Here is a 25367-nt window from a genome sequence, read left to right as displayed (position 1 = left end):
TCATGGACTCTCTCCCTCCTGTTTTCGGTTGATGTCAACAATCACTATCATAGCAGGGAGAGAGTCCTTTTTGCATGAGATCCGCTTTTTCCTACCGCGCTTCGCTTGGTGGCCCCGACGAGCGTCGCGAACAAAAGTTCGCAACTCTCGTCGGGGATCCTTCCTGAACGTCACCCACAAATATTTTACTCACACCAAACTGACTTGTTCAACAAGGTGGAACAAGATGACACATTTAAAAAATTAAAAGAGGCTATGGAACAACAATATCCAACCTCAACACAGGGACTCCAAGTAATTGAAGCAATTAAAGGGGAAGTTGTTTGGGATGATGGAAAGGCTCAGTTTAAATCCATTGTACTTCTTAACAAAGAGAAGCACGCAAAACTGTACATCCTAGAATCACAAAAAGACAATAATGTTTTCATGTACTATTCTGCAGATGTATCAGATCCAGAAAATACAGAAGTCCTTGGCTTAAGAACTGGTAATGGTGAAGTAAAGCAACTATTTAGAACAGAATTCGACGCAACCTTCTTTAAAGAAACAAATTATGCTGTTCAGTTGATGAATAGGGAAAACGATGTAGAAGCTGAAGCTTTCCCATTTAGCTTTTGCTTAGTTGAATGTGCAGGCACTTATAGACACTGCGGACCGGGTTGCGGAGATGGTATGTCAAAAGGTGGTGGAACCCCAATCAACGCAATTGATAGTTGTTGCCGGGCTCATGACAGATGCTATGCTAATTTTGGTTGGGGAGATGATTGTTGCGATAAAGAGCTTGTAGATTGTGTTACACGCAATAAATCGGTTGATTATTGCGCGTATCTCGATATTGTAGTGTGGTTTGGCGGAGATGCTGATAATTGTTAAGATGATCAGTTGTTAATGCTAATAAATATAAAACCATGATCAATGAGGCTGACCCCCAAGTCCGCCAAAAAGCGGACTTTGGGTCAGCCCCTTAATTTTTTCTCAAAACGATCTGCGAGACACACTCCACATGCGCCGTATGGGGAAACATGTCGACCGGCTGGACTTCGATCGTTTCGTAACCCCCATCCTCTAAAATGCGCAAGTCGCGGGCGAGAGTGGCTGGATTGCACGAGACGTAGACGACGCGCGGCGGCTTCATGGCGATGATCGTCTCAAGAAGCGTGGCGTCGCAGCCTTTGCGCGGCGGGTCGACGACGAGACAGTCAGCCCGGATACCTTCCTGATACCAACGTGGGATGACGTCTTCGGCAGCGCCGACTTCGAAGGTGACGTTTTTGATGCCGTTCAGCTCGGCGTTGCGCTTGGCGTCTTCGATCGCTTCGGGGACGATTTCGACGCCGTAGACATGCTTCGCCTTTTTGGCTAAAAAGAGCGAGATCGTGCCGATGCCGCAGTAGGCGTCCATAACCGTCTCCGTTCCGGTCAGCTCAGCGTATTCGAGCGCTTTGTCGTACAACACTTTCGTCTGTTTCGGGTTGACTTGATAAAACGAGCGGGCGGAGATGGCGAATTGGATGTCGCCGATGCGGTCGGTGATGAACTCGCTTCCCCATAACACCTGCGTGTTGGCGCCGAAAATGACGTTCGTCCGCTCGGGGTTGATGTTTTGCACGATCGATTTGACGTCCGGAATGGCGCGGATAATGTCGCGGACGATCTCTTGTTTATGAGGCAAATGGTCGGTGCGGGTGACGAGCACGACCATCACCTCGCCTGTTGCCGCGCCGTAGCGGGCGACAATATGGCGGAGGACACCGCGATGGGTGAGTTCGTCGTACGGCAGGACGCCGTAGCGCGCGGCGATCCGTTTCACCGCTTGGACGACGATGTCGTTTTTCTCCTGCTGGATGAGGCAGGCATCCATGTCGATGATTTCGTGGCTGCGCTCTTTGTAAAACCCGGCGACCAGCCCCCCTTCGCGCTCGCCGACCGGCACTTGCGCCTTGTTTCGGTAGCGCCACGGGTTCTTCATCCCGATGACGGGATGGACGGTGACGTGTTCTAGCTTGCCGATGCGGGCGAGCACTTCTTTCACGTGCTTCTCTTTCGCCTTCAGCTGGCCTTCGTAGCTCAGGTGCTGCAGCTGACAGCCTCCGCATTGACGATAAACAGGGCATGGGGGCTCGACGCGGTCGGGGCTCGGTTCGTACAGCTCGATGAGACGGCCGTACCCGTATCCTTTTTTCACCTTGATCACCTTCACTTTGGCCCGCTCACCGGGAAGCGCGTTTTTCACAAACAACGGAAAGCCGTCCACTTTCGCCACGCCGAGCCCGTCATGAGTCAAATCGGTGAATGTGACGTCATAATAGTCGTTTTTGGCGACTGGTGTTTGTTGTTTCGCCATATCGTTCCCCTTTCTGCCGATTCGTGTAAAGTTAGCGTTCCCTTCGGAGGCTGGTGATTGACTCGCACAACCGCTTTCTAGGAATCATTTCTCAAGTGGAAAAATTTGTTGCATCAACCTCTATGTTCAGGCGTTCCATCATCGATCAAGGCAAACAGCGGTTTTTCACCAACCTTTTAGGGGCGTCATCACATAAGAAAAGAACAGGCTTATGACCCTGTTCTTACTTGTTCCGCCTTTTCTTTTGGCATCAACACTTCGAGATGGCGGTATAAGTTGACAAACTCGCCCGGAAGCATGCCCCCGAATTCGCCGTCTAAGTTCAGCTGCATCGGTGAGCGGACTTTCACCCGATTCGCTTTCGTGTAAATGATATGCGGGTCGTTAATGTGCTCCCCGCGCGCCGCCAGCGTCACAAGGCGGACAAATTCGGCCAAATTCGTTTTCTTGACGATGATGAGGTCAAACAGGCCGTCATTCAGTGACGAGTCGGGCGCCAGCTTTTCAAAGCCGCCGACCGAGTTGGTCAGCGAGACTAAAAACATCATGATTTCGCCCTCAAACAGTTTGCCGTCATATTCAATGCTCGCTTCAGTGGCGCGAATGGACGGAAGCATTTCCATCCCTTTTAAATAATAGGCCAGCTGACCGAGCATCGTTTTGAGTTTGCTTGGCACTTCGTAGGTGAGCTCCGTCAGACGGCCGCCGCCCGCGATATTGATGAAATAGCGTGTTTTGTCTTCGTTCGTCACACAGCCGATGTCGATCGCCACCGGCTCGCCCGTGGTGATCACCTCGCACGCTCCTTCAATCGTACGCGGCACGCCGATGGCGCGGGCGAAATCGTTTGTCGTTCCCACCGGGATGACTCCCAGTTTGGGCCGGTACGGTTGATGAGCCAATCCATTGACTACCTCGTTGATCGTTCCGTCGCCACCGGCAGCGATCACGAGGTCAAATTCGCGCTCCACCGCTTGCCGAGCAGCTTTTGTCGCATCTCCCGGACCCTCGGTGGCATGGCACGACGTTTCGTAGCCCGCTTTTTCCAACCGAACGAGCACATCGGGCAAATGGCGCCTAAACTGCTCGCGGCCCGATGTCGGATTGTAGATGATTCGAGCTCGTTTCATTGTCCTCAACCTACTTCCTTTTTTCCATTCCACCCGTTCCCATCATAGCGAAATAATGCTTGACGCGCAACTCTGAAGAATGTCGTGAACATTGGCCGATATGGACGCGAAGGAAATGCTTTTTGTGCGATAAGCCGAACCTTTCCCCATTTATCGCGGGAAAGAAGCGCTCTTTGTTCGACAAATCGAGCTTTGCGGCGATTTGCCGTGGGAAGGAAGCGCTTTTTGTTCGAAGAACCGAGCTTTTCCCCGATTTATTGTGGAAAAGAAGCGCTCTTTGTTTGACGATCCCGACTTTCCCCCATTTATCGCGGGAAAGAAGCGCCCTTTGTTCGACCAAGGGCGCCTGACACTGTTTATAACTCGCTCTGATTCGCCTGTTCGGAAGCGGTTGGCTTGGCCGTGACGGCCGATGATGCGCCGCTCGTTGTGAGATTCTCAAGCAGCTGCTTGACATCGATGCCGGTCGATGCTTTTAACGTCTCTTGCAGGCTCGCCATTAAGTTCGTCGCATATCCCGTGACGCGGTTGGCGCCGCCGTTTGTTCCCGATCCCGTATCGACGATCGTCAGCTTCTCGATGTTCGCAAGCGGGCTCGCCACTTGTTTGGCGTATTCTGGAAGCATTTTGATGATCATGTCGAGCACGGCTGCTTGGCCATAGCGTTCGAACGCTTCGGCGATTTTTTGTTTCGCTTCCGCTTCGGCGAGACCTTTCAGGCGGATAATTTCCGCTTCTGCTTCCCCTTTTGCTTTCTCAGCCTCAGCTTTCGCCAACCCGTCGAGGCGGACGCGCTCGGCTTCCGCTTTGGCCAGCGTCTCAACGCGGTATTTTTGCGCATCGGCTTCGGCGATTTGTTTCGCCTTCTCGGCGGCCGCTTTTTGTTCGATCGCGTAGCGTTCGGCATCAGCTTTTTTCTTCACTTCCGAGTCGTACTGCCGCTCGCGGCGCAAAATTTCTTTTTCTTCAAGCTCGATTTGTTTTTGCCGCTCAATGATTTTAATTTGCATTTGTTGGGCCGTTACTTCTTGTTTGGCTTTCGCTTCTTCAAGATGGTACGCTTGGTCGGCGCGCGCTTTGGCGATGTCTTGTTCGCGGCGGAATTCAGCGAGCTTGAGCTGGTTGATTTTTTCCGCTTCGGCGATTTCCGTCAGCCGCTCGAGCTCCGCTTTGCGCGCTTCTTTATCCGCTTCGGCCCGCTTGATGCGCGTCTCTTTTTCCGCTTCAGCCGTCGCAATATCGGCGTCGCGCTTCACTTGGGCGATGCGCGGTTTCCCAAGCGCATCGAGATAGCCGTTTTTGTCGCGCACGTCTTTGATCGTGAACGAGACGATGACAAGCCCCATTTTCGCGAGATCTTGCGAAGCGACACGCTGCACTTCTTGCGAAAATTTATCGCGGTTTTTGTAAATTTCCTCCACCGTCATCGACCCGAGGATCGAGCGGAGATGGCCTTCAAGCACTTCTTTTGCTTCGTTTTCCATATCTTGGCGCGTCTTGCCTAAAAACTGCTCGGCCGCGGTCGCGATTTCGCTGATCGAACTTCCGACTTTGATGATCGCCACCCCGTCCGCCATGACGGGAACGCCTTGTTCCGTATACACTTCCGGCGTTTGCACATCGAGCTTGATCGACAATAAACTGAGCGGCTCAGCCTGCTGGAAAATCGGCACGACAAACGTGCCGCCGCCGCGGACGATTTTAATTTTGCTTCCCGATTCGTCCACGTGGACGTTTTTGTTTCCTAAGTAGCTGCCGGTGACAATAAGTGCCTCATCCGGCCCGACCGTGCGGTAGCGGGCGATAAAAATGGCAATGAGTCCGACGAGAAGCAAGACGACAACACCAATGACAATCAACCATGGCGCAACCATGACAGGTCCCCTTTCTTTGTTTTAGATGGAAAGATGATACGGATCGTGCCTCGCCACCACGGCGACGCCGTTTTCCATTTGCACGATGATGACCTCTTCTCCTGACGGAATGGCTTCATTATTTGCGCTTTTCGCTGCTTTGGCCACCACACCGCTTTGACGGGAGATGAGAATTTCCCCAAACCCATCCGGCGGCACGGACACGATCACCTTCGCCAGCGACCCTTCCAAGTCGGCATCCGTATACCCAAGCGACGCCTCAGCCGACCGAAGCGGCAAAAAAACGAAAAAGTGCAAAAGCAATACCACGACAAGCGCCACACCGACACTCAGCCAAACGATCCACCGGGACGCCCAATCGGTATACCATTCCGCCAACAAACCGACCGCGCTCGCGACGATGAAAAATGATAAGACGAGCTGCGGGCTGAACAGCGGATGGTCGGCCACATCGAACAGACCGTCAAGCACATCGCTGAAGAAAAAATACAACACCGTAAGCAACGCACTGACCACCAGCACCGCGCCGTATACGACTTCAGGCGGATAGCCGAACACCATCTCCTCCCCTCCTTTCCTGTCAACAATTCATACGACCGAAGCACCAGTTGGTTTCATCATTTTTCCATCAGCATCAAAATTCGACAAATCCATGTCCAATCCCTGCAGGATCCTTCGCTGATCAGGGGTGAGCGGTTTCCCTAACGCGCGTTGGATGTGCCCATCCGGCAGCTCCAGTAGGACGACTTTCACATACCGGAACAACTGAAAGATCGCCTGACCGGTCGGGCGGGTCAGTTTCCGGCCTCCCTCGCCCTTTCATGGGCGTTACGGGATAATGAACGGACGCACCCGGCGCTGGAAGACGTGATATGGCCAAGGCCAACAGAAACAAATCGCCCAATACCGCGACCCGTTCTGGTTTTTTGACGTAAATCTCATCCGTAAGGAACGGGTCTTTCAAGAAAGAAAAGTTCATCTCCACGGAGCGTCAGTGTATCTTTCGTCATCGCAGCGGAATCCGCCACGTCAATCCACTCGTCTTGGATCTTGGCTTGCTTCAGCTGTTCATGGACACGGGAGAGCACCTCGGGATTCCACGTTTTGTCCGGCACGTTGCCGTCGTGCCCATCGCCGGAAAACGGGATGCCGTCTTCGTTGCCGATCAGCCCGAAACCGATTGGTTTTTGTCAACGATGGTGCCGGTTGTAGCCATGCGTGATCTGCAGGGCCTCTGACGAGACCGATTCATACGCGCCGTAAACGGTCTTGTCCGTCGTATCGGCGTGGAAGACGCGAAGAGAGAGGCCTTCTTTCTTGTCGATCTGCACGAGGCAAGACGAAAGGACTTGATGGAGATTCGCCTCATACAGGCGATCGAAATGACGCGCGATGGCATCGTCGTTGAACCAAGACGGCTCCAGCCCTAGCCGAATCCGCTTCGGCCAATCGATGTCATGCGCCCATTGTTCCCAATGAACGAGCGCTTGCCGGCCGCTCAAGATATCCAGAACGATTAGTTTGACGATATCGCTGGCTCGAGTTTGGCATTGCGGATTCACGGGAACCAGATGATCAATCAGCTGAGGAAGGTCAAGATCTTTGAACAGGGCGCTTATTCTATTCAAATAAGAACTTTCATAAATGGCCCGAATTCGAACGTCCATGATGGGCAAACTCCTTTGCTTTCCTTGTGTTTCAAGGTTTGATTCGACAGGAAGATAAAAAAATCCTCCCGATTTTTGTCGAGAGGGTGCGAAATATGAGTTTTATCATCGCGCACGACATGTTTCACTTTCGCAAGGGCGGAGGCAGCATCGATCCGCCTTGGCATCCGTGACAAAGGGAAGAACAGTTACAAAAAGCTTAAAAGACAAGGAGAAAGCAGAAGTTAAGTATTTGCGGACGATAATGGTAGTACTTAATAAAGTAGATGTGTTTTGAAGGTATTGTACCTCTAAATAACTTCAATGTTTTTAAACATTTCATACAAAAGGGGGAAAAAGCACTTGTTGCCTGCAATAAGACAACTAAGTGCCTGTAGATGAGCAAATTTGCTAACATAAATTGACAACTAAACAAAAAAGGAGACATGAACCCAACTCCTTGAGTAAAATAGATGTGCTCAAACTACCCACAAGGAGGTTCATGTCTCATGAATAGATTAGCACATCATCAACGAATCCACAAGTTTTTCATGACGCTGGGATTGGCGCTTTATTTCTCGAAACCGGTCATCAAGCATCTCGTTCATATTGTCGACGCCTTGACTACCAAGGGATGTTCGGGGACATTGACGGATGTCCGGTACTGGAGTTTTCACCCGCATCATCGAACCACGCTCAGCCATTTTTTCACGAAAAGCCCTTGGAACGAGGAAAAACTGCTTGAGAAGCTTCAAGAATGGATTCTTCGCCAGATCGAACGCCTAGCCAAACGGGAGAATCAACCCCTTTTTGTTTCGATTGATGATACGATTTGCCAAAAAACGAAGCCTTCGTCACGGGCTGCCCGCGCCATTCAAGGGTGTGATTGGCACTACTCGCACAAAGATCATCAATCCGTTTGGGGGCATTCGCTCGTTTGGCTGATGGTGCATACTTTCTCGCAAGCGTTCCCGTTCGCCTTTCGTCTGTATGACAAGACGGCGGGAAGAAGCAAGATCGACCTAGCGATCGAGATGCTTTCCTCGCTCAAGGGGAAGCGGGCTCAGCCGGTGTATGTGCTCATGGATTCGTGGTATCCGTCCCAAGCGCTCATCGAAGCCTGCCTGAAACAAGGATTCCATGTCATCGCCATGCTCAAGACGAACCGGATTCTCTATCCGAAAGGCATCGCCATCCAAGCGAAGAAGTTCGCCCGCTATATCGAGCCCAACGACACCCGCCTCGTCACGGTGGGGAAGGAGCGTTACCGCGTGTATCGCTACGAGGGAGCGATCCATGGCCTCGATGACGCGGTGGTGCTGCTGGCTTGGAAGGCGGATGAACCGATGACGCCAGATCATCTCCATGTTGTCTTCGACACCGACCGGGAGCTAGGCGATGAAGAGATCTTGCGTTACTATGCCCAGCGCTGGACGATCGAATGCGTTTTCCGGCAGGCCAAAGACCAGCTGAAGTCAGGTGGACCGTGTTCGTCACATTCGGGCGGTGAAACGGTATTGGGCAGTGGTGCTCTTAGCCTGTGTATACAGCATCGCCGAATCTCAACAAGACCTCTCTTCCGGCCTAGAGCTTCTTCGTTCTCGGAAAGGACACAGCATCGTCGAGTTCATCTACGATGCCACAAAGCAAGAGATTCCCATTGATGTAATTAAAAAACAGCCCCATGTCGCCTAAGGGGTACCCTGTTTGTCTCTTAGGGCATGGAAATTACTGTAATGAAAAATGCTCATCTACAGTAAGTGCTTTAATAAATTAACTTTTAGAAATTACCTAGCCTCCTTATAAGCTAAAGCAATTTCAACTATTTCCTCCGGAGACAATTCTACATCATTCCAAAAAATCAAATCACTAGGGGCTGGATGAGGTACATTTCTTTCTAATAAATTAATTAATTCACTCACCTCTTCATCAGATAACTTTGGATCACATATTTTTTTAACAAGCTCAATCAATTCTTCCTTAGAGAGTTTATTTTCCATATTTTTCATCCTTTCTAATCTAACACCCTTTTTTACCAAAGTGGTACGCAGGGTCTAAAATGTTTTGATGCATTTTTGGTGAAGATCCTCATGCAAGGCTATTTTTATGCTTGTCTGATTTTATCTAGCACCACGGGTATATTTTAAAATCATATAGGGCGTACTAGGGTTATAACTACTCTATAGTTAAGAACCATTTATTCAGTACCCCATATCGTAAAAAAGTTAAAGTTTATGAATTTTCATATCACATTTATCTTCTTCTGCTACGTCCATCGCTGTACGTATCACTTCAAAAAATGTCTTCCCATCAGTTGTTGCAAAATAATTTGCTAAATTAGTTACTTTTGAACTAAACTGATCCCCCCACGGTGGTTTTTGTGATATGTCATCAATATCCCATATAACAGACTCTGGGGAGTATTTTGATAATTCCTGTTCAATTTCAATTAGATTAGCTTTCGCAACGGGGATATTCTCCCAATTTAATTTGTCATAATATAAATCATTCATTAATAACGGGTATTTTGTTCCCCATCCTTCTTTTTCCAAATGATATGAGATTGTCGAAAAGAATGAATGTACAAAATCGCTATGTCCTAATTCGTAAAAAAAACAATCTACTAATATTCCTACCGCCATCTAAATTTCACCTCTAATCCATTTTAAAAATAATTTCTGCTACACCGTCTGTTTTTTCATTTATTTTTTGTTTAATATCCCTCAAAACATCCCTTGTGACATTTTGACCCCTTACATCAATAATAACAGTTTGCCTAGTTTGTTCAGGTAAATCACTTATACGCTTATTTATTTGCTTTGAAACACTTCTTATTAAGTTACTTCTTCCGGAAAACGTCGTCACTTTATAATTCTTAACTTCTACACCATGACCGTTGATATAAAAATCTGGTCTCGAACTATTTTTAGTGCCATGACTTACTTCATTGCCATCTTTAAATGATACTTGTTCACGATAACTAGGATATTCTTTCCCTACATCGATTTCAGATTGTCTCCATGATGGTCTAGTTTTCTTCGTCCCCTTAGCAAGCTTCTCAGCTTCACGGATCCCCTTCTCAACCGCTTCCCCCTCAACATTCTTGATCCTGTTGAGGGTCGCATCTTTCGCCTCCCCCATCCACACCCGCGGCGCTGGGCCCACTCCGGCATACGCCGGCTGCCATGAAACAGAGGCGACGTTTCCTACTAATTCGTCCCATTGCTTCTTGAACAATCGGGCTGTTTCGGCAAGAGGGGAGCGGACGGTTTGGCGAAAGGCGATGTCGCCGATCGCTTTCATTTTATCATCGCGCACGACATGTTTCACTTTCGCAAGGGCGGAGGCGGCATCGATCGCCTTGGCGCCCTTGATCGCCGCTTTTCCAGCGACGCCGGCACTTTTAGTCGGAGGTACAATCGATAACAGCAACATCCCGCCCGCCAGCAGCCGGTCCCCGATCGACAGGCGCTCGCCGGTGATCGGGTCGTACTCGCCAAATACGCGCTGCACGTCATACCAGCCGAGAAGCTCGAAATCGACTGCCTTCATGTTGTCAGCCAGCGTCTCGTCCGCTTGGCGCATCGCCGCGGCGGTGCGATAGAGCAGCTCTTCGACTTCGTTGAGCTTTTCTTCGTAACGCCGCAGCCAATGAATCAGTTCGTCCCGCAGCGCTTCGATGGCAGGCGTGCTGACACCAGGGAGGTCCATCGCAAGGGAAGAGGGCTCCCATGACAGCGTCGTCCGCGCCCGCTGGCACGCATCTTCGGCATCGGGAATGTGCTTCGCAACCGTTTCTAATTCATCAGGCCTCAGCCGAATCATCACCCGCGCTGCTCCCTTTTATCCCCATCACCTAACAAACGTGGCATGCAACGCATTTTCTTCACTCCTCCATTTATACTTTGTATAAATGGTAACACAAGTGAATCAAGTATAAATTATGATTTTATTCCTATTTTATAGTAAATTCAGTGGTTATATATTCCTAATTTTTACATAACCGATAATACGAAATTCCTTTGACATATCCCCCTTTTCCTCCCCCACTTCTCTAAACAAAAAGAGAAACGGATTTCTCCATTTCCCTTGTCATTCCTTATTTTTCCCATTAACTATGTGCAATCAAAATAAACTCTTGCCACTCCTCCCCCTCGACCCCTCATTCTTACACCACCTAATTCCTTCCATTTAAAATAAAGTCATGCACCAATTGCCCCTTTTCCCGATTTTCGTTTCGATTTTTTCTGTCACGACTTTATTATGATGGAGAATAAAGTGGTGATAGGGAATGAGGGGGAAGGCTCGATGGACAAGGGACTCCCCTTCTCCCCTTCTCCCCTTCTCCCCTTCTCCTCTTCACCTTTCCCGGTCCTTTGGCACAACTTTGTTTTGATTTTGGCAGGAGTTTATTTTGGTTTTACATCACTGTAGATGAGCAAATTTGCTAACATAAAGACAACACTCGTTCGGACAAAATGCCACACCTCGTCGTTCCTTTGCGATGCTAAGTCCAATGAGGTTGGTGAATTCATGGCAAATACGTCTTTACTAATGTTATTTCTCAATTAGAAAAAATTTGTTGCACCATTCCTGCTTTCGCGTGTTCTTCCATTGATGAAGGAAATCAGCAGTTTTTTCACCGCCCTCCAAGCGAACTGGCCAAAATTTTTCATCGTCGTCAGATTCGATTTCTCTTCCTTTTTCATTCTTCACGAACCAGAAAATCTTGTAAAGAAATCAAATCTTTGATAAACTGAGATTACATGCAATTTCCTTTATGGTTGTAATCATAAAGGAAATTTCGTTTTTTTAGTCTGAAAGCCAAGCTCATTTTGTGATGAAAATCTAGGAGGCTGGTGAAAAACGGTTGTTTCTCTTGAGCAATGGGGAAACGCTTGAAAGGCGATCCTGATGCGACAAGGCTTATCTATTTGAGAAACGGGCTTGATAAGCGACTTGTCCCCTTAAATCACCGGTCTCCTAGGAGGCTGGTGATTGACTAGTGGATAAGGCTTGACAATGCCATTTCTCAACTAGAAAAACTTTGTTGCATCGATTCTACTTTTCACGCGTTCTCCCATTATTGAAGGGAATCAGCGATTTTTCACCGGCCTTCTCGACACAATAAACATGATTAATCCCTTCTCATATTGTAGAAGAAGTACAAATCGACGGTAGCGAATTTCTTCAAAAATAAAGCACTACTTGCACATTCTCAACTAGACAGGGGGAACAACAGATGCCAGATATGACGATATCGATTTGGACTGCTGCGGCTGGCTTTTTTCTTAGTTTCTTAGCCTACTTTTTAAAAAAATGGATCCCTTATTTATATGTCCATATCCTGACGGCTATACTCGGAAGCGGATGGATCGTCTATGTGTTCTTAAATCAAGATTTTGTAAAAACGATGACCATCTTTTTTATATTTGTATTTAGCTTTTTTAGCTCTCCGGTACCAGCACGAAGCAAAACTCAATGGAAAAAGATCAGCGATGAACTAAAAGAACAGGGAGCGAGAGAAATCGCCTTGTCTAAAAAGAAAGAACGTCTTTTCGTGGATTTCTTATTTTCAGGTTTTTTTATCCTCATTGCTGTTCTTTATTTCCTTTTCGGGCCGGATTCTCCAATTGCATTGATTCTTTTATACAGCTTCATCTCTCTGGTCGTTGGGCTGACAAAAAGGGTGGGGGTGTTTCGCTCTCTCCGTCTTTTTTACCGAGAACAAGAAGAAGTGCTCTATGCTGTATCTTTGTTTGAGACGAAAAAGTATCCACTGAAAGAACTTTCAGAAGTTAGCGTTCAAACAAGGCCGGATGTGCTGCAACTATTCGAGCTTTTTTCTTTGTTCTCTCCTAACGTGGACTATACGACCAGCATGGGGAAAACGTGGAAGCTATCTTTTTCCGGTGAAAAAGTCTATCTCACTCCGGATCCATCGGAATCAATGGCATTTCTCCATCAAGGAGAAATAAAAAAAATGGAAGAAGTTGAAGTAAAGCCTTTCTATCATCAAAAAAATTGGAAGCGTCTTTTAGGAAAATGGTATTTTGCAGCTGCGGTAAAAGGGGTGGGAATTTATGCCGTTCTCATCACACTGCTTGCTTTGCTGAGGATCGGTCCGATTATAACAACCGCTATTACAATCGTATTTTGGATATTCAACCTTTCGATTTCTGATCGCGTATTAAAAATCGCTTTAGATATGAAGAAAATAGACGATCCCGATTTGCTGCCTATCATCGAGAACGTTTTTTCACGCGCCGGCCTTTCCCATGTCGAAATTTATGTCACGGAATCAACCGAATATAACGGTTTTGCGATAGGCGCGAATATCGGCCGATCATTGGTAGCCCTGACTTCCGAAACACTGAAACTTCCTCATGAAGCCATTAAAGGCATTTTGGCTCACGAGGCCATTCATGTGAAAAAGCGAGATGTCTTGATTGGACAGCTATTGCGATTTTTGTTGATCGGGTTGATTTTAGCTAGCGTTTTCTTTTTTAATAAATATGTTCACGATGAAAACGGAAAAACCTTTGCATTTCTCGGTCTTTGGCTCTTGCTTTTTCTGTTTCCTGCTTTCCAGTCTCTATTCACACAGTGGATGGAAGTACGGGCAGATCATTTAGGAGCAACCCTGCTGGACGGTGGAAATGCTCAAATGGCTAACAGCTTAGCGATCCTGTGTGAATATCAAGATCGAGCATTGGAAAAGTCTGCGGGATACCGTGTTACGTTTGAAAAGGAGCAGGAAGTGAATCAAAAGAACAAAAAAATCTCTTCTTTAGAAAGAGATTCTTGGTTTTTCAGATTTTTGGAGTTTCAGTTTATGTCTCATCCACCCATGTATTGGCGTGTTCATTCGCTGCAAACAACAGAAACCGGCTGGAGCATCGGAAAAATCAAATTATGGTTATGCAGCCGCTTCCGGGAGTCGTTGCCCCATTGAAACTGTAGGGGAGCAGACTGAATCATCTCAATGGTCAACTGAGATCTCCTCGTGAGATCTCGTCATTGTACACATGAGACACGAACCGCGTTGTGACTCGTGATGGGCATATGCCTATGAGCTCTGCTCGGTTCGTGTCTTTTTTTTTGGTCGTCAATCGATTGGATAATTGGCTTATTTAGCGTTATAGAAACTTTCCTAAATCGTTCGAATTCGAGAACACTCTCTTTTCAATTCATCCAAATGCCACCTTAAATAATGAAGACGTTATCATCACCACAAATACAAAATTATGGCTCATCACCACAACATGTACTTGACAGACGATTCACTTCTCTGAACAAGTGTATGCAAAACATGATTGGTTTCCTGTTCTTTCTTGGTTGCATAAATCAGGTACGTGATGAAAAAATCAAGTACAACTTTTGGTGAAGAGCCAAAATTATATTAGTTTGTCATAAAGAGTTTCCGATCTCCGTGTTCCATCTTATCACCTGACAAATTGGCACCGTGACAAGAAGGGCGAACAAATACCATGTAAAACAAAATTGCCACTTATATAGTAACGAGTAAACCTAGTCAGAGTATGTCAAAGCTATATTTTTTAACTGTGTATAATTTCTCAATGCTTCTAGTCCTTTTTCTCTTCCGAACCCACTTCGTTTATATTTGCCGAAAAGCATTTGAATACCTCGACCTGCCCTATAATTATTTGGTAAAAACCTGTCCAGATTGAACCCTTTCTGCAACACGATGAGCCCTCTTTACATCTGATGGCCCAATGCTTGGAACAAACCCCAATTTAGTCCCCGTTGAATGGCTTCCTATTCCTATTCAAACTGGCGATCGTGTGAACAGGGCGAAATAGCGACGCAGCGGGCGAATACAAGCGGCGAACCGCTCCGTGAACGGCCGCCACGCCAACAAGGAACGTGACGATGACCAACCTTCACCCTCCATAGCGGCATCTATATACACGCTCATTGAAAAATGAACATTTGGCCTCTTCTGTAGCGAGTTTCCTCCGCATCGCTCTGCTTGCAGGTTGGGTCTACAGGATCTTTGCAAGAAATGATGCAGCGCTTAGGGGGGCAGGATAACGGAGGGTGAACTCTTCATATTGCATGTATATAGTACCATTGCTTATTGAATGTCATCCATGACACAAAATGTCTGCAAGTTGTGTTCTTGTTTTGGCACATTCAGGCGCGACACCGGTTGAGCCGTGCGCAAATGAAAGATTTGCATTTCCCCTGCATGATCCGACTCGCTTCCTGCGGGCGGCTCCAATAGCACATACACATAGTCGCCATGAAATCGGGCTTCCCAGTACGATGCGGGCAGTTCGTGTTTTTCGATCGGCTGGAACTGAGCGTTCAAAGCCACCCATCCCGATTTCTCCCGCTGTACGTAGCTCACCCACAGCGTGTCTCCTTGTACTTGAAGCTGATCGAATCGTGTTTCTTCCTCTCCTATATCCCTATACGCCACCCGCCATGAACGCAAATCAATGATGGTGAGACGAGGCTTTGTGGCGATGACAAGGTGGTTGCGGAAAGCCACCATCGATCGGGCGGAGGAAGTGAGCAACGGAATTTCTTTCACGACCTCACCGCGTTGATCGATCACATATAATACACCTTGTTCCTTTTCAATCGCATCGGCGAATACATAGAAATACGGCCCTACGTGCAAAACTTGAAGAACGTAAGGAGGGAGGCGTTTAGAGCCAATAAGGCCCTTCGGTAGCACCCCCCTTCCAAGCGGCGTTACGGTTTCAGCCATGGATGCCCCCATTTTACGCGCACCTGCTCACGGACATGCAGCCGTTGCTCGTCATCCTAAAAGGTTGGTGAAAAAATGCTGATTCTCTTCATCAATGGGAGAATGAATGAAAAGCAAGATCGATGCAACAAGGTTTTTCTAGAGGGGCGGTGATGAAAGGGATGGGTTGCTTCACCGCCTTGTTTCTCAAATGGAGAACCCTTGTAGCACGGGCTTCTCGTTTCACGTCATCCGCCGCGGGCTAGGGGCGGTGAAAAACCGCTGTTACACACGAATCGGCGACATTTTCATTCAGAAATGATGCTGGGTTTCTCTAGTTGAGAAACAGATGGAATCAGCAGTATTTTGCACGAAATCACCAGCCTTCTAGGTGAGAAATGACATTGTAAAGCCTATCCACGATTCAACCACGAGCCTGCTGAGGCACCGTTGAGTCGCTGAAACCGTAGTGCTGACACAGACTAGCTTTTGTTTGATCCACAAAAAACCGCCTCTTTCCCACCGATCGGATGGAAAAGAGGCGGTTTCTTCTTACGACTGGCTGTTTTCTTTCGCCTTGAGCGTGACAGAGACGGTTGTCTCAAACCCATCACGATAAATCGTCAGTTTGATGCGATCGCCGACCGCTGTTTTCGTGTACAAATATTTGCGCAAGGCGCTGACGCTGTCGATGTTCTGGCCGTTGATCGCCGTGATGACGTCTTTCGATTTCAAGCCCGCATCGGCCGCCGGTGAGAACGGTTCAACTGCGGTGATGGCAGCGCCCGTTGTCACGCTTGATGGCAGTTTCAGTTCACCAGTGCGGACGTCATCGGACAAATCTGCGACATCGACGAGCTGGACGCCAAGATATGGGCGTTTGATTTTCCCGTCTTTCATCAGCTGTTCGACGATCGGTTTGACGTTTTCGCTCGGGATGGCAAAGCCGAGCCCTTCGACGCCTGTTTCGGCGATTTTCATGCTGTTGATGCCGATGACTTGCCCCGCGCTGTTAATGAGCGCGCCGCCGCTGTTGCCCGGGTTGATCGCCGCATCCGTCTGGATGACGTCAATCTCCCAGTCGCCCGCTGAAGTGGACACCGGCATCGTCCGCTTGCCGCTGACGATTCCTTCCGTCACCGTCCGCGACAAGTCAAGACCAAGCGGGTTGCCGATGGCCGCGACCGGCTCGCCGATTTGCACGTTCGCTGAGTCGCCGAAGCTCGCCACTTTCGTCACGCCCTCGGCTGGAATTTTCAAGACGGCGAGGTCTGTCAGCGCATCGGCACCGATGATGTCCGCTTTCACTTTTTTGCCGTTCGCGAGCGCCACCTCGACTTTATTCGCTCCTTCGATAACATGGTTGTTCGTCACAATGTACGCTGTATTGCCCTCTTTTTTGAAAATCACGCCTGAGCCTGTCCCCGCTTCGGCGTCTTGCGCTTGATCGGAGAAAAAGTCGACTTGCTTCTGGATGTTGACGACGCCGACGACGGCATCGGCGACTTTGTTGATGGCGGCGATCATGTTCGTTTTCGTATTCGCCGTCGGCTGCAGCGGCAAGGCGTCGCTTTTTTGCTCAGTCGTTTGCGCCGCTTGCGTGGGGGCGGCGCTTTCTTGGTTCAACCATTTCGGCGCCACATACCATGTCGCGGCGCTGCCGATCACCGCTCCCGCGACAGAAGCGGCAAGCCACGATATGAAGCGGCCGCGCCGTTTCGGCTGCGGCGTTGGGGTTGGTTCAAATGGCATCATGTCCATCGGTCATCTCCTCCTTTATCATGAATGGTCATCCATACCCAAACATTGGACAACTTCGAGCGAAGGCCGCCAAAGCATCGGAAAGGAGGATGAAACACAACGGTGTCCCCTACATCCATCGGTCGTACACAAAGACTCGATGACATGTTCCGGCCATTGGCTGCTTTCTCTCTACGATAGTTGAACAGCATATGTCGTTCCTTCTTTCCCCCGATGTTCCGATTAAATCCAAAGCTACAAATTTCTCATTTTCCTCATCGTCATGCTCCTCTTTTTCCTCTTCGCCCATCATCATACCGAAGCAAAGTGAAAAAATGGTGAAAAATCCTCGGCAACTCGGCTTTCCTTTGCCTTTTCCATTTTCACCTTTTTTTCACGTAGATTTGCTATGATAAAAGCAAGGATGGAAAACAGGAGGAACGCCCATGAAAATATTGCTGGCGGAAGATGATCTCCATCTAGGAGAACTGATCGTTCATTTGTTGAAGAAAAAAGGGATTGATCAGATCGATTGGGTGCAGGAAGGGGAAGACGCGTACGACTACGCCATGGCGGAATTTTACGATGTCGTCGTGCTCGATTGGATGATGCCGAACGGCGATGGGGTGGAGATTTGCCGCCGCTTGCGGCAAAACGGTTACACAGGCGCCATTTTGATGTTGACGGCGAAAGACGCGGTGCAAGACCGTGTCACCGGGCTTGAATCCGGGGCGGACGATTACTTGGTCAAACCGTTTGAAATCGACGAGCTCGTCGCGCGGCTCAAAGCGCTTGCACGTCGGACGTTCGTCCCGCTCCAAGAGGAAAAAGTGTCGTTTCACGGCTTCACCCTCAACCGGACAAGCCATACGCTGCATCGCGGTGACGAGGAAATTTTCCTCACCCCGCGCGAGTTTCAGCTTCTGGATTTGCTCGTGCAAAACCAAGGGCAAGTCGTGCCGCGTGAGACGATATTGGACCGCGTCTGGGGCTGGGACGCCGACGTCTCAATGAAAACGATCGATGCGACGATCAAATTGCTCCGTAAAAAATTAAAAGACGATGTCATCCAAACGGTGCGCGGGGTGGGATATAAAATTGATCAATCAATGGAATGAATGGCGCAACTGGCTGCGCCGTTTAGGAAGCGCGGACTTGTTCCGCCGCACCCATTGGCGGCTGACGGCGCTTTACAGCGGCATTTTTACTTTGTTCTTGGCTTTGTTTATCGTCATCGCCGCCGCTTTGTTTTATTGGATCACGACATCGGATCAGGAGCGGCGCATCGTTCGCCTCGCTGAACAAGAAGCCAATACGATGGAACAGTTTTTGTTAAAGCAAAACGATTTTGACTTGTTCGATGACGAAAGTCTTGTATTGCTCAGCGAAGATCAACTCTTTTTTTACGTAATCGGCCCTAACGGCGATTTGCTTGCCGGGGATGAAGTCCATCCGCGCCTGCGCCCGTACTTTTTGCACGCCTTGTCTCGTCTAAATATGAACGCACGTGCGCCAGTTTATTTGACCGTATCATTGCCCGAGCATATGCCGGGCCTAGCCCGCGACGCCGCCCGTGACTGGCGGGTGCTCGCCGCCGCCCGTCCGCTCGTCATTCATGGCAATGTCGTCGGCATCTTGTATATCGGAATGGATGTGACCTCGTTTTTCGGGGTGTTCCATTGGCTGCTTATTGTGCTGATCGGTCTTGCCGTTCTCTTTCTCGCCGTCGGCGTGGCGCTCAGTTACTTCATGTCGAAGCGGGCGCTCGTGCCGATTGAAGAAGCGTACGAGCGGCAGCGCCAATTTGTCGCCGACGCCTCTCATGAATTGCGCACACCGCTGAGTGTCGTCTTTTCATCTGTTGAGGCGCTCACAATGGAAGAAGACGTGATGAAAAACGAGTTTGCCCGCCGTCTGCTTGACCGCCTTCGCGAGGAGTTGAAGCGGATCACGAAACTGATGAACGATCTCTTGACGCTCGCCCGCGCCAATGCGAGACACGCCGCGTTGGAACTGGCGAAACAGACGTTTGATTTTCGCCCGCACGCCGAGCGCACGTTTCAGCTCGTCGCGGAACTGGCGGCGAAAAAACAGCTCACGATGCGCTTTCACGCTCCGGAACAAGCGGTCGTGACGGCCGATCCGGACAAACTGACGCAGCTGCTGTACATTTTGCTTGATAACGCGATCAAATACACCCCAGAAGGCGGAGAAGTGACATTGTCGATCCGCACCGAGCCGAAGCAGTTCATCCTTTCCGTCAAAGACACCGGCATCGGCATCCCGCCGGAAGACATCGGCCGCATTTTCGACCGCTTTTACCGCGTCGACAAAGCGCGCTCGCGCCAACAAGGCGGCCACGGCCTGGGGCTGTCCATCGCGAAGTGGATCGTCGACACTCACGGCGGCACGATCCATGTCGACAGCCAGCTCGGGCAAGGGACGGAGTTTATCGTACGTCTACCTGCTTAGATGTTAGGGCGCGCTTGCCATTGGCAGGCGGCAAGGCACTCGGGCTTTCTTCTGAATCGGGTAGAAGATTGTCGTGCTGATTTTGCAATTGACAACAAGCACTGGAACATTTCCGCTCGAACTGAACCAGCGTTCGTTCCAACACTTTAACGCTTGGCTTCCGATAACGTATTCGATTTTCGGATTAAAATCGGTCATCTCAAGCGGCAATTTCTCATTGATGTAGGAAAACGTCGGCAAGCTGCTTCTATTTGTTGTCGCCATGATGATAGGAACGATCGTCTATTTGACTATCCAACATCGCCGCCCATTTGCAACCGCCATCGAACAAGCTTCTGAAGCGTAATTGCTTCAGAAGCTTGTTTTTTTACTATCGATCCCATTGGGATCATTCTTTCATGATTTTGATTTGATGCAAGAGACAATGAGGAAGAACGGTTTTTTCATGTTCTTTCTCACCTTTCCCACCTTCCGAGCGAAAATGAGGCGGGTTTTTTCTAGATGTTTGCTTGGTTACAGAGCCAAACGTGAGTTGACGTTCAAAAATCTCCTTGAAACATTGCCTACTCCTTGAGCAAACTTTTCAATTCCATTTCATACTTGGAAGGAACAATCCCGTATTTTCCTGTTTTTTATCGAAGATCATTGTATGATTTTCCTTAAACCAAATGTTGTAATTGAATAACCGGTCTTTCGCTTTTGGATGTTCGAGCCAAAAACGATAGTCAGGTTGATCTTCGTCGACTTTGGCTGCTTTTGACCATTCTACGAATTTCATGATTTCCTTTATTCTACTGTAGATGAGCAAATTTGCTAACATAAATTGACAGCTAAACAAAAAAGGAGACATGAACCCAGCTCCTTGAGTAAAATAGATGTGCTCAAACTACCCGCAAGGAGGTTCATGTCTCATGAATCGATGAGCACATCATCAAGGAATCCACAAGTTTTTCATGACGCTGGGATTGGCGCTTTATTTCTCGAAACCGGTCATCAAGCATCTCGTTCATATTGTGGATGCCTTGACTACCAAGGGATTTTCGGGAACATTGACCGATGTCCATCACTGGAGTTTTCATCCCAATCATCGAACCACGCTCAGCCATTTTTTCACGAAAAGCCCTTGGGATGAAGAGACGTTGCTTCGCAAACTCCAGCAATGGATCCTTCATCGCATCCAGCGAATCGCCAAACAGGAGAATCAACCCCTTTTTGTTTCGATTGATGATACGATTTGCCAAAAAACGAAGCCTTCGTCACGGGCTGCCCGCGCCATTCAAGGGTGTGATTGGCACTACTCGCACAAAGATCATCAATCCGTTTGGGGGCATTCGCTCGTTTGGCGGATGGTGCATACTTTCTCGCAAGCGTTCCCGTTCGCCTTTCGTCTGTATGACAAGACGGCGGGAAGAAGCAAGATCGACCTAGCGATCGAGATGCTTTCCTCGCTCAAGGGGAAACGGGCTCAGCCGGTGTATGTGCTCATGGATTCGTGGTATCCGTCCCAAGCGCTCATCGAAGCCTGCCTGAAACAAGGATTCCATGTCATCGCCATGCTCAAGACGAACCGGATTCTCTATCCGAAAGGTATCGCCATCCAAGCGAAGAAGTTCGCCCGCTATATCGAGCCCAACGACACCCGCCTCGTCACGGTGGGGAAGGAGCGTTACCGCGTGTATCGCTACGAGGGAGCGATCCATGGCCTCGATGACGCGGTGGTGCTGCTGGCTTGGAAGGCGGATGAACCGATGACGCCAGATCATCTCCATGTCGTCTTGAGCACCGACCGGGAGCTAGGCGATGAAGAGATCTTGCGTTATTATGCCCAGCGCTGGACGATCGAATGCTTTTTCCGGCAGGCCAAAGACCAGCTGAAGCTCGATGGGTACCGTGTTCGTCACATTCGGGCGGTGAAACGGTATTGGGCCGTGGTGCTCTTAGCCTGCGTATACAGCATCGCCGAATCTCAGCAAGACCTCTCTTCCGGCCTGGAGCTTCTTCGGTCTCGGAAAGGGCACAGCGTCGTCGAGTTCATCTACGATGCCGCGAAGCAAGATATTCCCATTGATGTGATCAAAAAACAGCTCCATGTCGCCTAAGGGGTCCCCTGTTTGTCTCTTAGGGCATGGAAATTATTGTAATGAAAAATGCTCATCTACAGTATTCTATTGATTTTCCTTTCGTCTCGAATTTCATGAATGCTCGAAAAATTTTCTGTCCTGCTTGTTACTCGAATGACTTCTGTTTTCTTCCGATTGAAATCTGTTTTTTCAGATGTTTGAAAGAACATAACTGCTCCGCATATGCATAAAAGAAGAATAGACAACAAACCATAACGTTTCCTCATGGGAAGTTCACCTCGCACGTACAAAGTTGGCATTACCAAAAACATCCTTCGTATCCTTTGCGTACCCAATCACAAGTAAATTTGGTTTGAACGGAAGATCAGAATTCCACTAAACTTCACCTAGTTGATAATAACAGGATCATTTTCCATTTCAGCTCTTAAAGAGGCAGGGTTCACATACGGCTACTCATCCGGGTCAGATATTTATGATCGAAAACCGATCAACTTAGGGTTCGTGTATTCACTTGATTAGGCGTTAGAACACGGCGCTCGGACTTTTGAAGGAAAAGGCGCTCTAGGCAGACTGGGGCGCCTTTTGTTTACGACGGCCACATGATCCGCTTCACCGTTTTTTCCAAAACGAAACGTTGCCCGCTACTAGGCGATGCCACAAGTGGAGGGCGTTCATCATCAGAAAATAAATCAACGCATTCATAACGGCATTGACATAGGGCATGACCAAGTCGCCGGCATCGCGGATTTCGATCGGAAACAGGCGGATGATGAGGACAGAGATCGCGATGATGAGGAGCGAACCGATCAGAGTACCGCCAAATCGCGCCTGTGGATGCCATCGAATTCTCGCCAAGCCGACGATCAACGAGCCGATGGCAAATGCGAGAAACGAGCCGTACGCATAATATCCGACATTAAACGTTGGAAACAAAAAGGAAAACAACAACACCAACAAAGCGCCGCCCACATCAAGCCCATACGACCGAACCACGTCTTTCCTTCCTCCCCCACAATGTCATACGAAAATCACCGTCCATCTTGCGCGGATCCCCCTAATGGATGATATGTGTAAAATTCCTTTAAAAAACATTCGCTTTTCACCTAATTTTCTCCTTCCCCTTCTACAATACAAACCGTAAGCCAGTCCACCACGGAAAAGGAGGTGAGAGGATTGAAGAAAACTCGAGCAGTCGTTTGGCTCGTGCTTGTGGCGCTCGTTGGGGTCAGCTTGCTTCATGGGCTCACGCCGCATGAAGCGATGGCGCACGGACGCCCCGAGGTTCCGTTTGACGGCGTGCATGGCGGCGTTTGGCACCACCGTCAGGCATTCGACATGGGGCCGCGCGCAGGCTGGATGCTTCCAAGCTTGTTCCTGTGGGTCATCCCCTTGCTGCTTATCGGCGTTGGCGCCGTATGGCTCGCGATGAAGCGGTCAAAGCGCTGGATCGGTTGGGCGCTGGTCACCTTAGGGGTCGCCGCCTTGTTGCCGAAATGGGTGCTGATTGCACTGGCGCTCGAACGCAACGAAGAAGCGGTCGCCAAGCTGGCACTGCGCGACAAACTGCTGCACGAGAAAAAGCGGGAAGCCTATAAGCAACAATACGATGCGATCAAAGCGAAAACCGCCGAGGTGGCCCGCCGTCTTCAGGAGCTGCGCGAACGGTATGACGAGCTCGCCGCCAAGCAGCTTGAGCTCACCGCTCGCGTCAACGCCGCCCAGGCGCTCAAGCAAATCGACACGGCGCTCACTTCGTTTTCCGCTGATGAAGCGCTGCGCGGCTTCGCCCGCATGGAAGAGCGCGTCATCGCCTTAGAAGCGGAAGCGGCCGCCGCCCGTTTCGGAGCGAACACTGCATTGTCCCCTGTGCCGTTTGAGGAAGAAGTGGAACGTGAGCTGGCAAAATGGAAAGAAGCCCAAGCGACGAACGCGTAATCCCCCTCCCCCCTTTTTGACATAGATGACCCCCTTGCCTGCCCGGCAAGGGGGATTGGTTTGTTCGCTCCCCTGTCACGCGTAAGCAAAATCATTCCCTCTTCTTTTCCATTGTGCTAAAATTATTAGAGAAACGAAATAATCCAGGAGATGACCCCGCATGGACTGGAAACGAAGCGTTCGCATTTTATGGCTGTGCAATTTTATGGTGTCGGCCGGAATGACGATGGTCATTCCCTTTTTATCGCTTTTCTTATGGCAAATGGGTATCACTGAGCATCATGCCTTAAGCATGTGGACCGGGCTTGTCTTTTCCGCCACTTTCTTATCAGCGGCCATCATGGCGCCGATTTGGGGAATGTTTGCCGATAAATATGGCCAGCGCGCCAATTTGATTCGCGCCGGAATCGGCATGGGTTTGATCACCGCCTGCATGGCGTTGACCACGTCGCCCACGGCGCTGCTTGTGCTTCGGTTTCTTGTCGGCTTTTTCTCCGGCTTCATCACCGTCTCGTTTTCCTATTTGGCCCGCGTCGTCCCGAAAGACCATAGCGGCGAGGCGCTCGGGACGCTGCAAACCGGAAGCATCGCCGGAAACATTATCGGGCCGCTCATCGGTGGTGCTTTGTCCGACTTGTTCGGCTTCCGCCCGGTGTTTTTAGTGACCGGGCTTTGCATTTTGCTTACCCTCTTGCCCGTCATCTTTTGGCTCGAAAAAGACCCGGTCGTGCCACAGACGAAAGAAAACAAGGCGAGCTTCAAAGACGTGTTCGAACACCGGCCGCTCATCATCTTGTTTATCGCCACGTTTCTCGTGCAAATCGCCGTTCTCGGCGTCAACTCGATGATGACGATTTTTGTCCAATCGTTAGTCGGCCACACTAGCAATCTCGCCTTTTTATCCGGCCTCGCCTCATCGATCACCGGCATCGCCACGATCATCGGTGCGCCGTATTTAGGGAAGCTCGGCGACCGGATCGGGCAGGAGAAAACATTGCCGATTTTGCTTGTTCTCTCCGGCTTGTTCGCCTTGCCGCAAGTCTGGACAGACCACATTTACGCCTTGTACGTATGGCGCTTCTTACAAGGGCTGGTCGTCGGCGGCGTATGGCCTGCCCTTCAGGCGCTCATCAACGCGCAAAGCCCGCGCCGCATTCAAGGGAGGGTGTTCGGCGTCACCGCCAGCAGCCGCTTCCTCGGCAACTTGACCGGTCCAACGGCCGCGGGCGCCATCGCCGGCCTGTTTTCCATCGCTTCGATTTTCGCCTTGTCCGGTCTCTTGTTGATCGTCACCGGCGCCTTGGTCGGCTATGCCCACCGCCGTGCATCCACCCCATGGCGCGAAGGGATGAAAGAAAAACTCGCCGCGTGGACGCATCGCCTTCATAGCCGGCACTAAGCGACTTAGCGGCATCCAACTGAGATG

The 25367-nt window shown here is 49.5% G+C and carries 18 protein-coding genes and 4 pseudogenes; 10 read left to right on the top strand and 12 right to left on the bottom strand.

Annotated features, from left to right (window positions below; translation table 11 throughout):
* Positions 1–216 precede the first annotated feature (216 nt).
* Positions 217–873 (top strand): hypothetical protein, encoded by a 657-nt coding sequence (locus NST29_RS02450; protein WP_131385702.1) that lies wholly within the window; start codon positions 217–219, stop codon positions 871–873.
* A gap of 91 nt (positions 874–964) precedes the next feature.
* On the opposite strand, the gene rlmD is transcribed toward NST29_RS02450, so the two are convergent.
* The 5 genes and pseudogenes from rlmD to NST29_RS02425 form a co-directional block, all read right to left on the bottom strand.
* Positions 965–2344, bottom strand: a complete 1380-nt coding sequence (gene rlmD, locus NST29_RS02445; protein WP_033020137.1) for a 23S rRNA (uracil(1939)-C(5))-methyltransferase RlmD — start codon at positions 2342–2344, stop codon at positions 965–967.
* Between the two features lie 209 nt (positions 2345–2553).
* Entirely contained in the window at positions 2554–3474 is a 921-nt protein-coding gene (locus NST29_RS02440; protein ID WP_033020135.1) for a diacylglycerol kinase, read from the bottom strand.
* Positions 3475–3830: 356 nt separating this feature from the next.
* Positions 3831–5348 (bottom strand): flotillin family protein, encoded by a 1518-nt coding sequence (locus tag NST29_RS02435; RefSeq protein WP_033020132.1) that lies wholly within the window; start codon positions 5346–5348, stop codon positions 3831–3833.
* Positions 5349–5369: 21 nt separating this feature from the next.
* The gene (locus NST29_RS02430) at positions 5370–5909 is read right to left on the bottom strand and encodes a hypothetical protein (protein ID WP_200878281.1); all 540 of its coding nucleotides are present in this window, start codon (positions 5907–5909) and stop codon (positions 5370–5372) included.
* A 27-nt stretch (positions 5910–5936) separates the two neighbouring features.
* Positions 5937–7015: pseudogene (locus NST29_RS02425) on the bottom strand (DUF4277 domain-containing protein).
* Between the two features lie 488 nt (positions 7016–7503).
* Here NST29_RS02425 and NST29_RS02420 point away from each other — a divergent pair.
* Positions 7504–8689: pseudogene (locus NST29_RS02420) on the top strand (IS701 family transposase).
* 92 nt (positions 8690–8781) lie between these two features.
* Here the strand turns inward: NST29_RS02420 and NST29_RS02415 are convergent.
* The 3 genes from NST29_RS02415 to NST29_RS02405 all read right to left on the bottom strand — a co-directional run bounded on the left by NST29_RS02415 (position 8782) and on the right by NST29_RS02405 (position 10819).
* Positions 8782–8994: a bacteriocin immunity protein gene (locus tag NST29_RS02415; RefSeq protein ID WP_324699210.1), complete on the bottom strand. Its 213-nt coding sequence runs from the start codon at positions 8992–8994 to the stop codon at positions 8782–8784.
* A gap of 225 nt (positions 8995–9219) precedes the next feature.
* Entirely contained in the window at positions 9220–9636 is a 417-nt protein-coding gene (locus NST29_RS02410; protein WP_339232671.1) for an immunity 70 family protein, read from the bottom strand.
* Positions 9637–9649: 13 nt separating this feature from the next.
* On the bottom strand, positions 9650–10819 hold the full coding sequence (locus tag NST29_RS02405) for a pre-toxin TG domain-containing protein (protein ID WP_324699332.1): 1170 nt from the start codon (positions 10817–10819) through the stop codon (positions 9650–9652).
* 483 nt (positions 10820–11302) lie between these two features.
* Between NST29_RS02405 and NST29_RS02400 the strand changes: the two genes are divergently transcribed.
* The gene (locus tag NST29_RS02400) at positions 11303–11428 is read left to right on the top strand and encodes a hypothetical protein (protein WP_339232668.1); all 126 of its coding nucleotides are present in this window, start codon (positions 11303–11305) and stop codon (positions 11426–11428) included.
* Between the two features lie 808 nt (positions 11429–12236).
* Positions 12237–13949: a M56 family metallopeptidase gene (locus NST29_RS02395; RefSeq protein ID WP_033020715.1), complete on the top strand. Its 1713-nt coding sequence runs from the start codon at positions 12237–12239 to the stop codon at positions 13947–13949.
* A 575-nt stretch (positions 13950–14524) separates the two neighbouring features.
* Here the strand turns inward: NST29_RS02395 and NST29_RS02390 are convergent.
* From NST29_RS02390 to NST29_RS02380, 3 genes and pseudogenes are all read right to left on the bottom strand, one after another.
* A pseudogene (locus NST29_RS02390) lies at positions 14525–14720 on the bottom strand (aldehyde dehydrogenase family protein); the annotation flags it as partial.
* A 372-nt stretch (positions 14721–15092) separates the two neighbouring features.
* The gene (locus NST29_RS02385; protein ID WP_235207615.1) at positions 15093–15578 is read right to left on the bottom strand and encodes a hypothetical protein; all 486 of its coding nucleotides are present in this window, start codon (positions 15576–15578) and stop codon (positions 15093–15095) included.
* A 687-nt stretch (positions 15579–16265) separates the two neighbouring features.
* Positions 16266–17474 carry a trypsin-like peptidase domain-containing protein gene (locus NST29_RS02380; protein WP_033020716.1) on the bottom strand — a complete coding sequence of 403 codons (1209 nt, stop codon included), beginning with the start codon at positions 17472–17474 and terminating at the stop codon, positions 16266–16268.
* Between the two features lie 425 nt (positions 17475–17899).
* On the opposite strand from NST29_RS02380, the gene NST29_RS02375 reads away from it, so the two are divergent.
* The 4 genes and pseudogenes from NST29_RS02375 (at position 17900) to NST29_RS02360 (ending at position 22024) form a co-directional block, all read left to right on the top strand.
* On the top strand, positions 17900–18571 hold the full coding sequence (locus NST29_RS02375; RefSeq protein WP_033020717.1) for a response regulator transcription factor: 672 nt from the start codon (positions 17900–17902) through the stop codon (positions 18569–18571).
* Positions 18552–19925, top strand: a complete 1374-nt coding sequence (locus NST29_RS02370) for an ATP-binding protein (protein ID WP_033020719.1) — start codon at positions 18552–18554, stop codon at positions 19923–19925. Before NST29_RS02375 ends, NST29_RS02370 begins: the two co-directional genes overlap by 20 nt.
* A gap of 49 nt (positions 19926–19974) precedes the next feature.
* Positions 19975–20271, top strand: a pseudogene (locus tag NST29_RS02365) (YhgE/Pip domain-containing protein); the annotation flags it as partial.
* Positions 20272–20878: 607 nt separating this feature from the next.
* On the top strand, positions 20879–22024 hold the full coding sequence (locus tag NST29_RS02360; protein WP_339232665.1) for an IS701 family transposase: 1146 nt from the start codon (positions 20879–20881) through the stop codon (positions 22022–22024).
* Positions 22025–22615: 591 nt separating this feature from the next.
* Here NST29_RS02360 and NST29_RS02355 read toward each other — a convergent pair.
* Positions 22616–22999 carry a hypothetical protein gene (locus tag NST29_RS02355; RefSeq protein WP_033018784.1) on the bottom strand — a complete coding sequence of 128 codons (384 nt, stop codon included), beginning with the start codon at positions 22997–22999 and terminating at the stop codon, positions 22616–22618.
* Positions 23000–23179: 180 nt separating this feature from the next.
* Between NST29_RS02355 and NST29_RS02350 the strand changes: the two genes are divergently transcribed.
* Both NST29_RS02350 and NST29_RS02345 read left to right on the top strand, forming a co-directional pair.
* Positions 23180–23941, top strand: a complete 762-nt coding sequence (locus tag NST29_RS02350) for a PspA/IM30 family protein (protein ID WP_051985058.1) — start codon at positions 23180–23182, stop codon at positions 23939–23941.
* 160 nt (positions 23942–24101) lie between these two features.
* Positions 24102–25340, top strand: coding sequence for an MFS transporter (locus NST29_RS02345; RefSeq protein ID WP_033844706.1), 1239 nt, complete (start codon positions 24102–24104; stop codon positions 25338–25340).
* Positions 25341–25367 lie beyond the last annotated feature (27 nt).

Origin of the sequence: Geobacillus sp. FSL W8-0026, assembly GCF_037966255.1 — a bacterium.
Taxonomy (GTDB): Bacteria; Bacillota; Bacilli; order Bacillales; family Anoxybacillaceae; genus Geobacillus; species Geobacillus icigianus.
The sequence above is the reverse complement of the archived record's forward strand: the minus strand, read 5'-3'. Positions and strand labels throughout refer to the sequence as shown.

Coding starts and splice junctions, on each gene's coding strand:
- NST29_RS02400 (WP_339232668.1), top strand. CDS start 11,303: ATGGACAAGGGACTCCCCTTCTCCCCTTCTCCCCTTCTCCCCTTCTCC.
- NST29_RS02360 (WP_339232665.1), top strand. CDS start 20,879: ATGACGCTGGGATTGGCGCTTTATTTCTCGAAACCGGTCATCAAGCAT.
- NST29_RS02345 (WP_033844706.1), top strand. CDS start 24,102: ATGGACTGGAAACGAAGCGTTCGCATTTTATGGCTGTGCAATTTTATG.
- NST29_RS02410 (WP_339232671.1), bottom strand. CDS start 9,636: ATGGCGGTAGGAATATTAGTAGATTGTTTTTTTTACGAATTAGGACAT.
- NST29_RS02375 (WP_033020717.1), top strand. CDS start 17,900: ATGAAAATATTGCTGGCGGAAGATGATCTCCATCTAGGAGAACTGATC.
- NST29_RS02395 (WP_033020715.1), top strand. CDS start 12,237: ATGCCAGATATGACGATATCGATTTGGACTGCTGCGGCTGGCTTTTTT.
- NST29_RS02380 (WP_033020716.1), bottom strand. CDS start 17,474: ATGGACATGATGCCATTTGAACCAACCCCAACGCCGCAGCCGAAACGG.
- NST29_RS02415 (WP_324699210.1), bottom strand. CDS start 8,994: ATGGAAAATAAACTCTCTAAGGAAGAATTGATTGAGCTTGTTAAAAAA.
- NST29_RS02405 (WP_324699332.1), bottom strand. CDS start 10,819: ATGATTCGGCTGAGGCCTGATGAATTAGAAACGGTTGCGAAGCACATT.
- rlmD (WP_033020137.1), bottom strand. CDS start 2,344: ATGGCGAAACAACAAACACCAGTCGCCAAAAACGACTATTATGACGTC.
- NST29_RS02430 (WP_200878281.1), bottom strand. CDS start 5,909: ATGGTGTTCGGCTATCCGCCTGAAGTCGTATACGGCGCGGTGCTGGTG.
- NST29_RS02440 (WP_033020135.1), bottom strand. CDS start 3,474: ATGAAACGAGCTCGAATCATCTACAATCCGACATCGGGCCGCGAGCAG.
- NST29_RS02435 (WP_033020132.1), bottom strand. CDS start 5,348: ATGGTTGCGCCATGGTTGATTGTCATTGGTGTTGTCGTCTTGCTTCTC.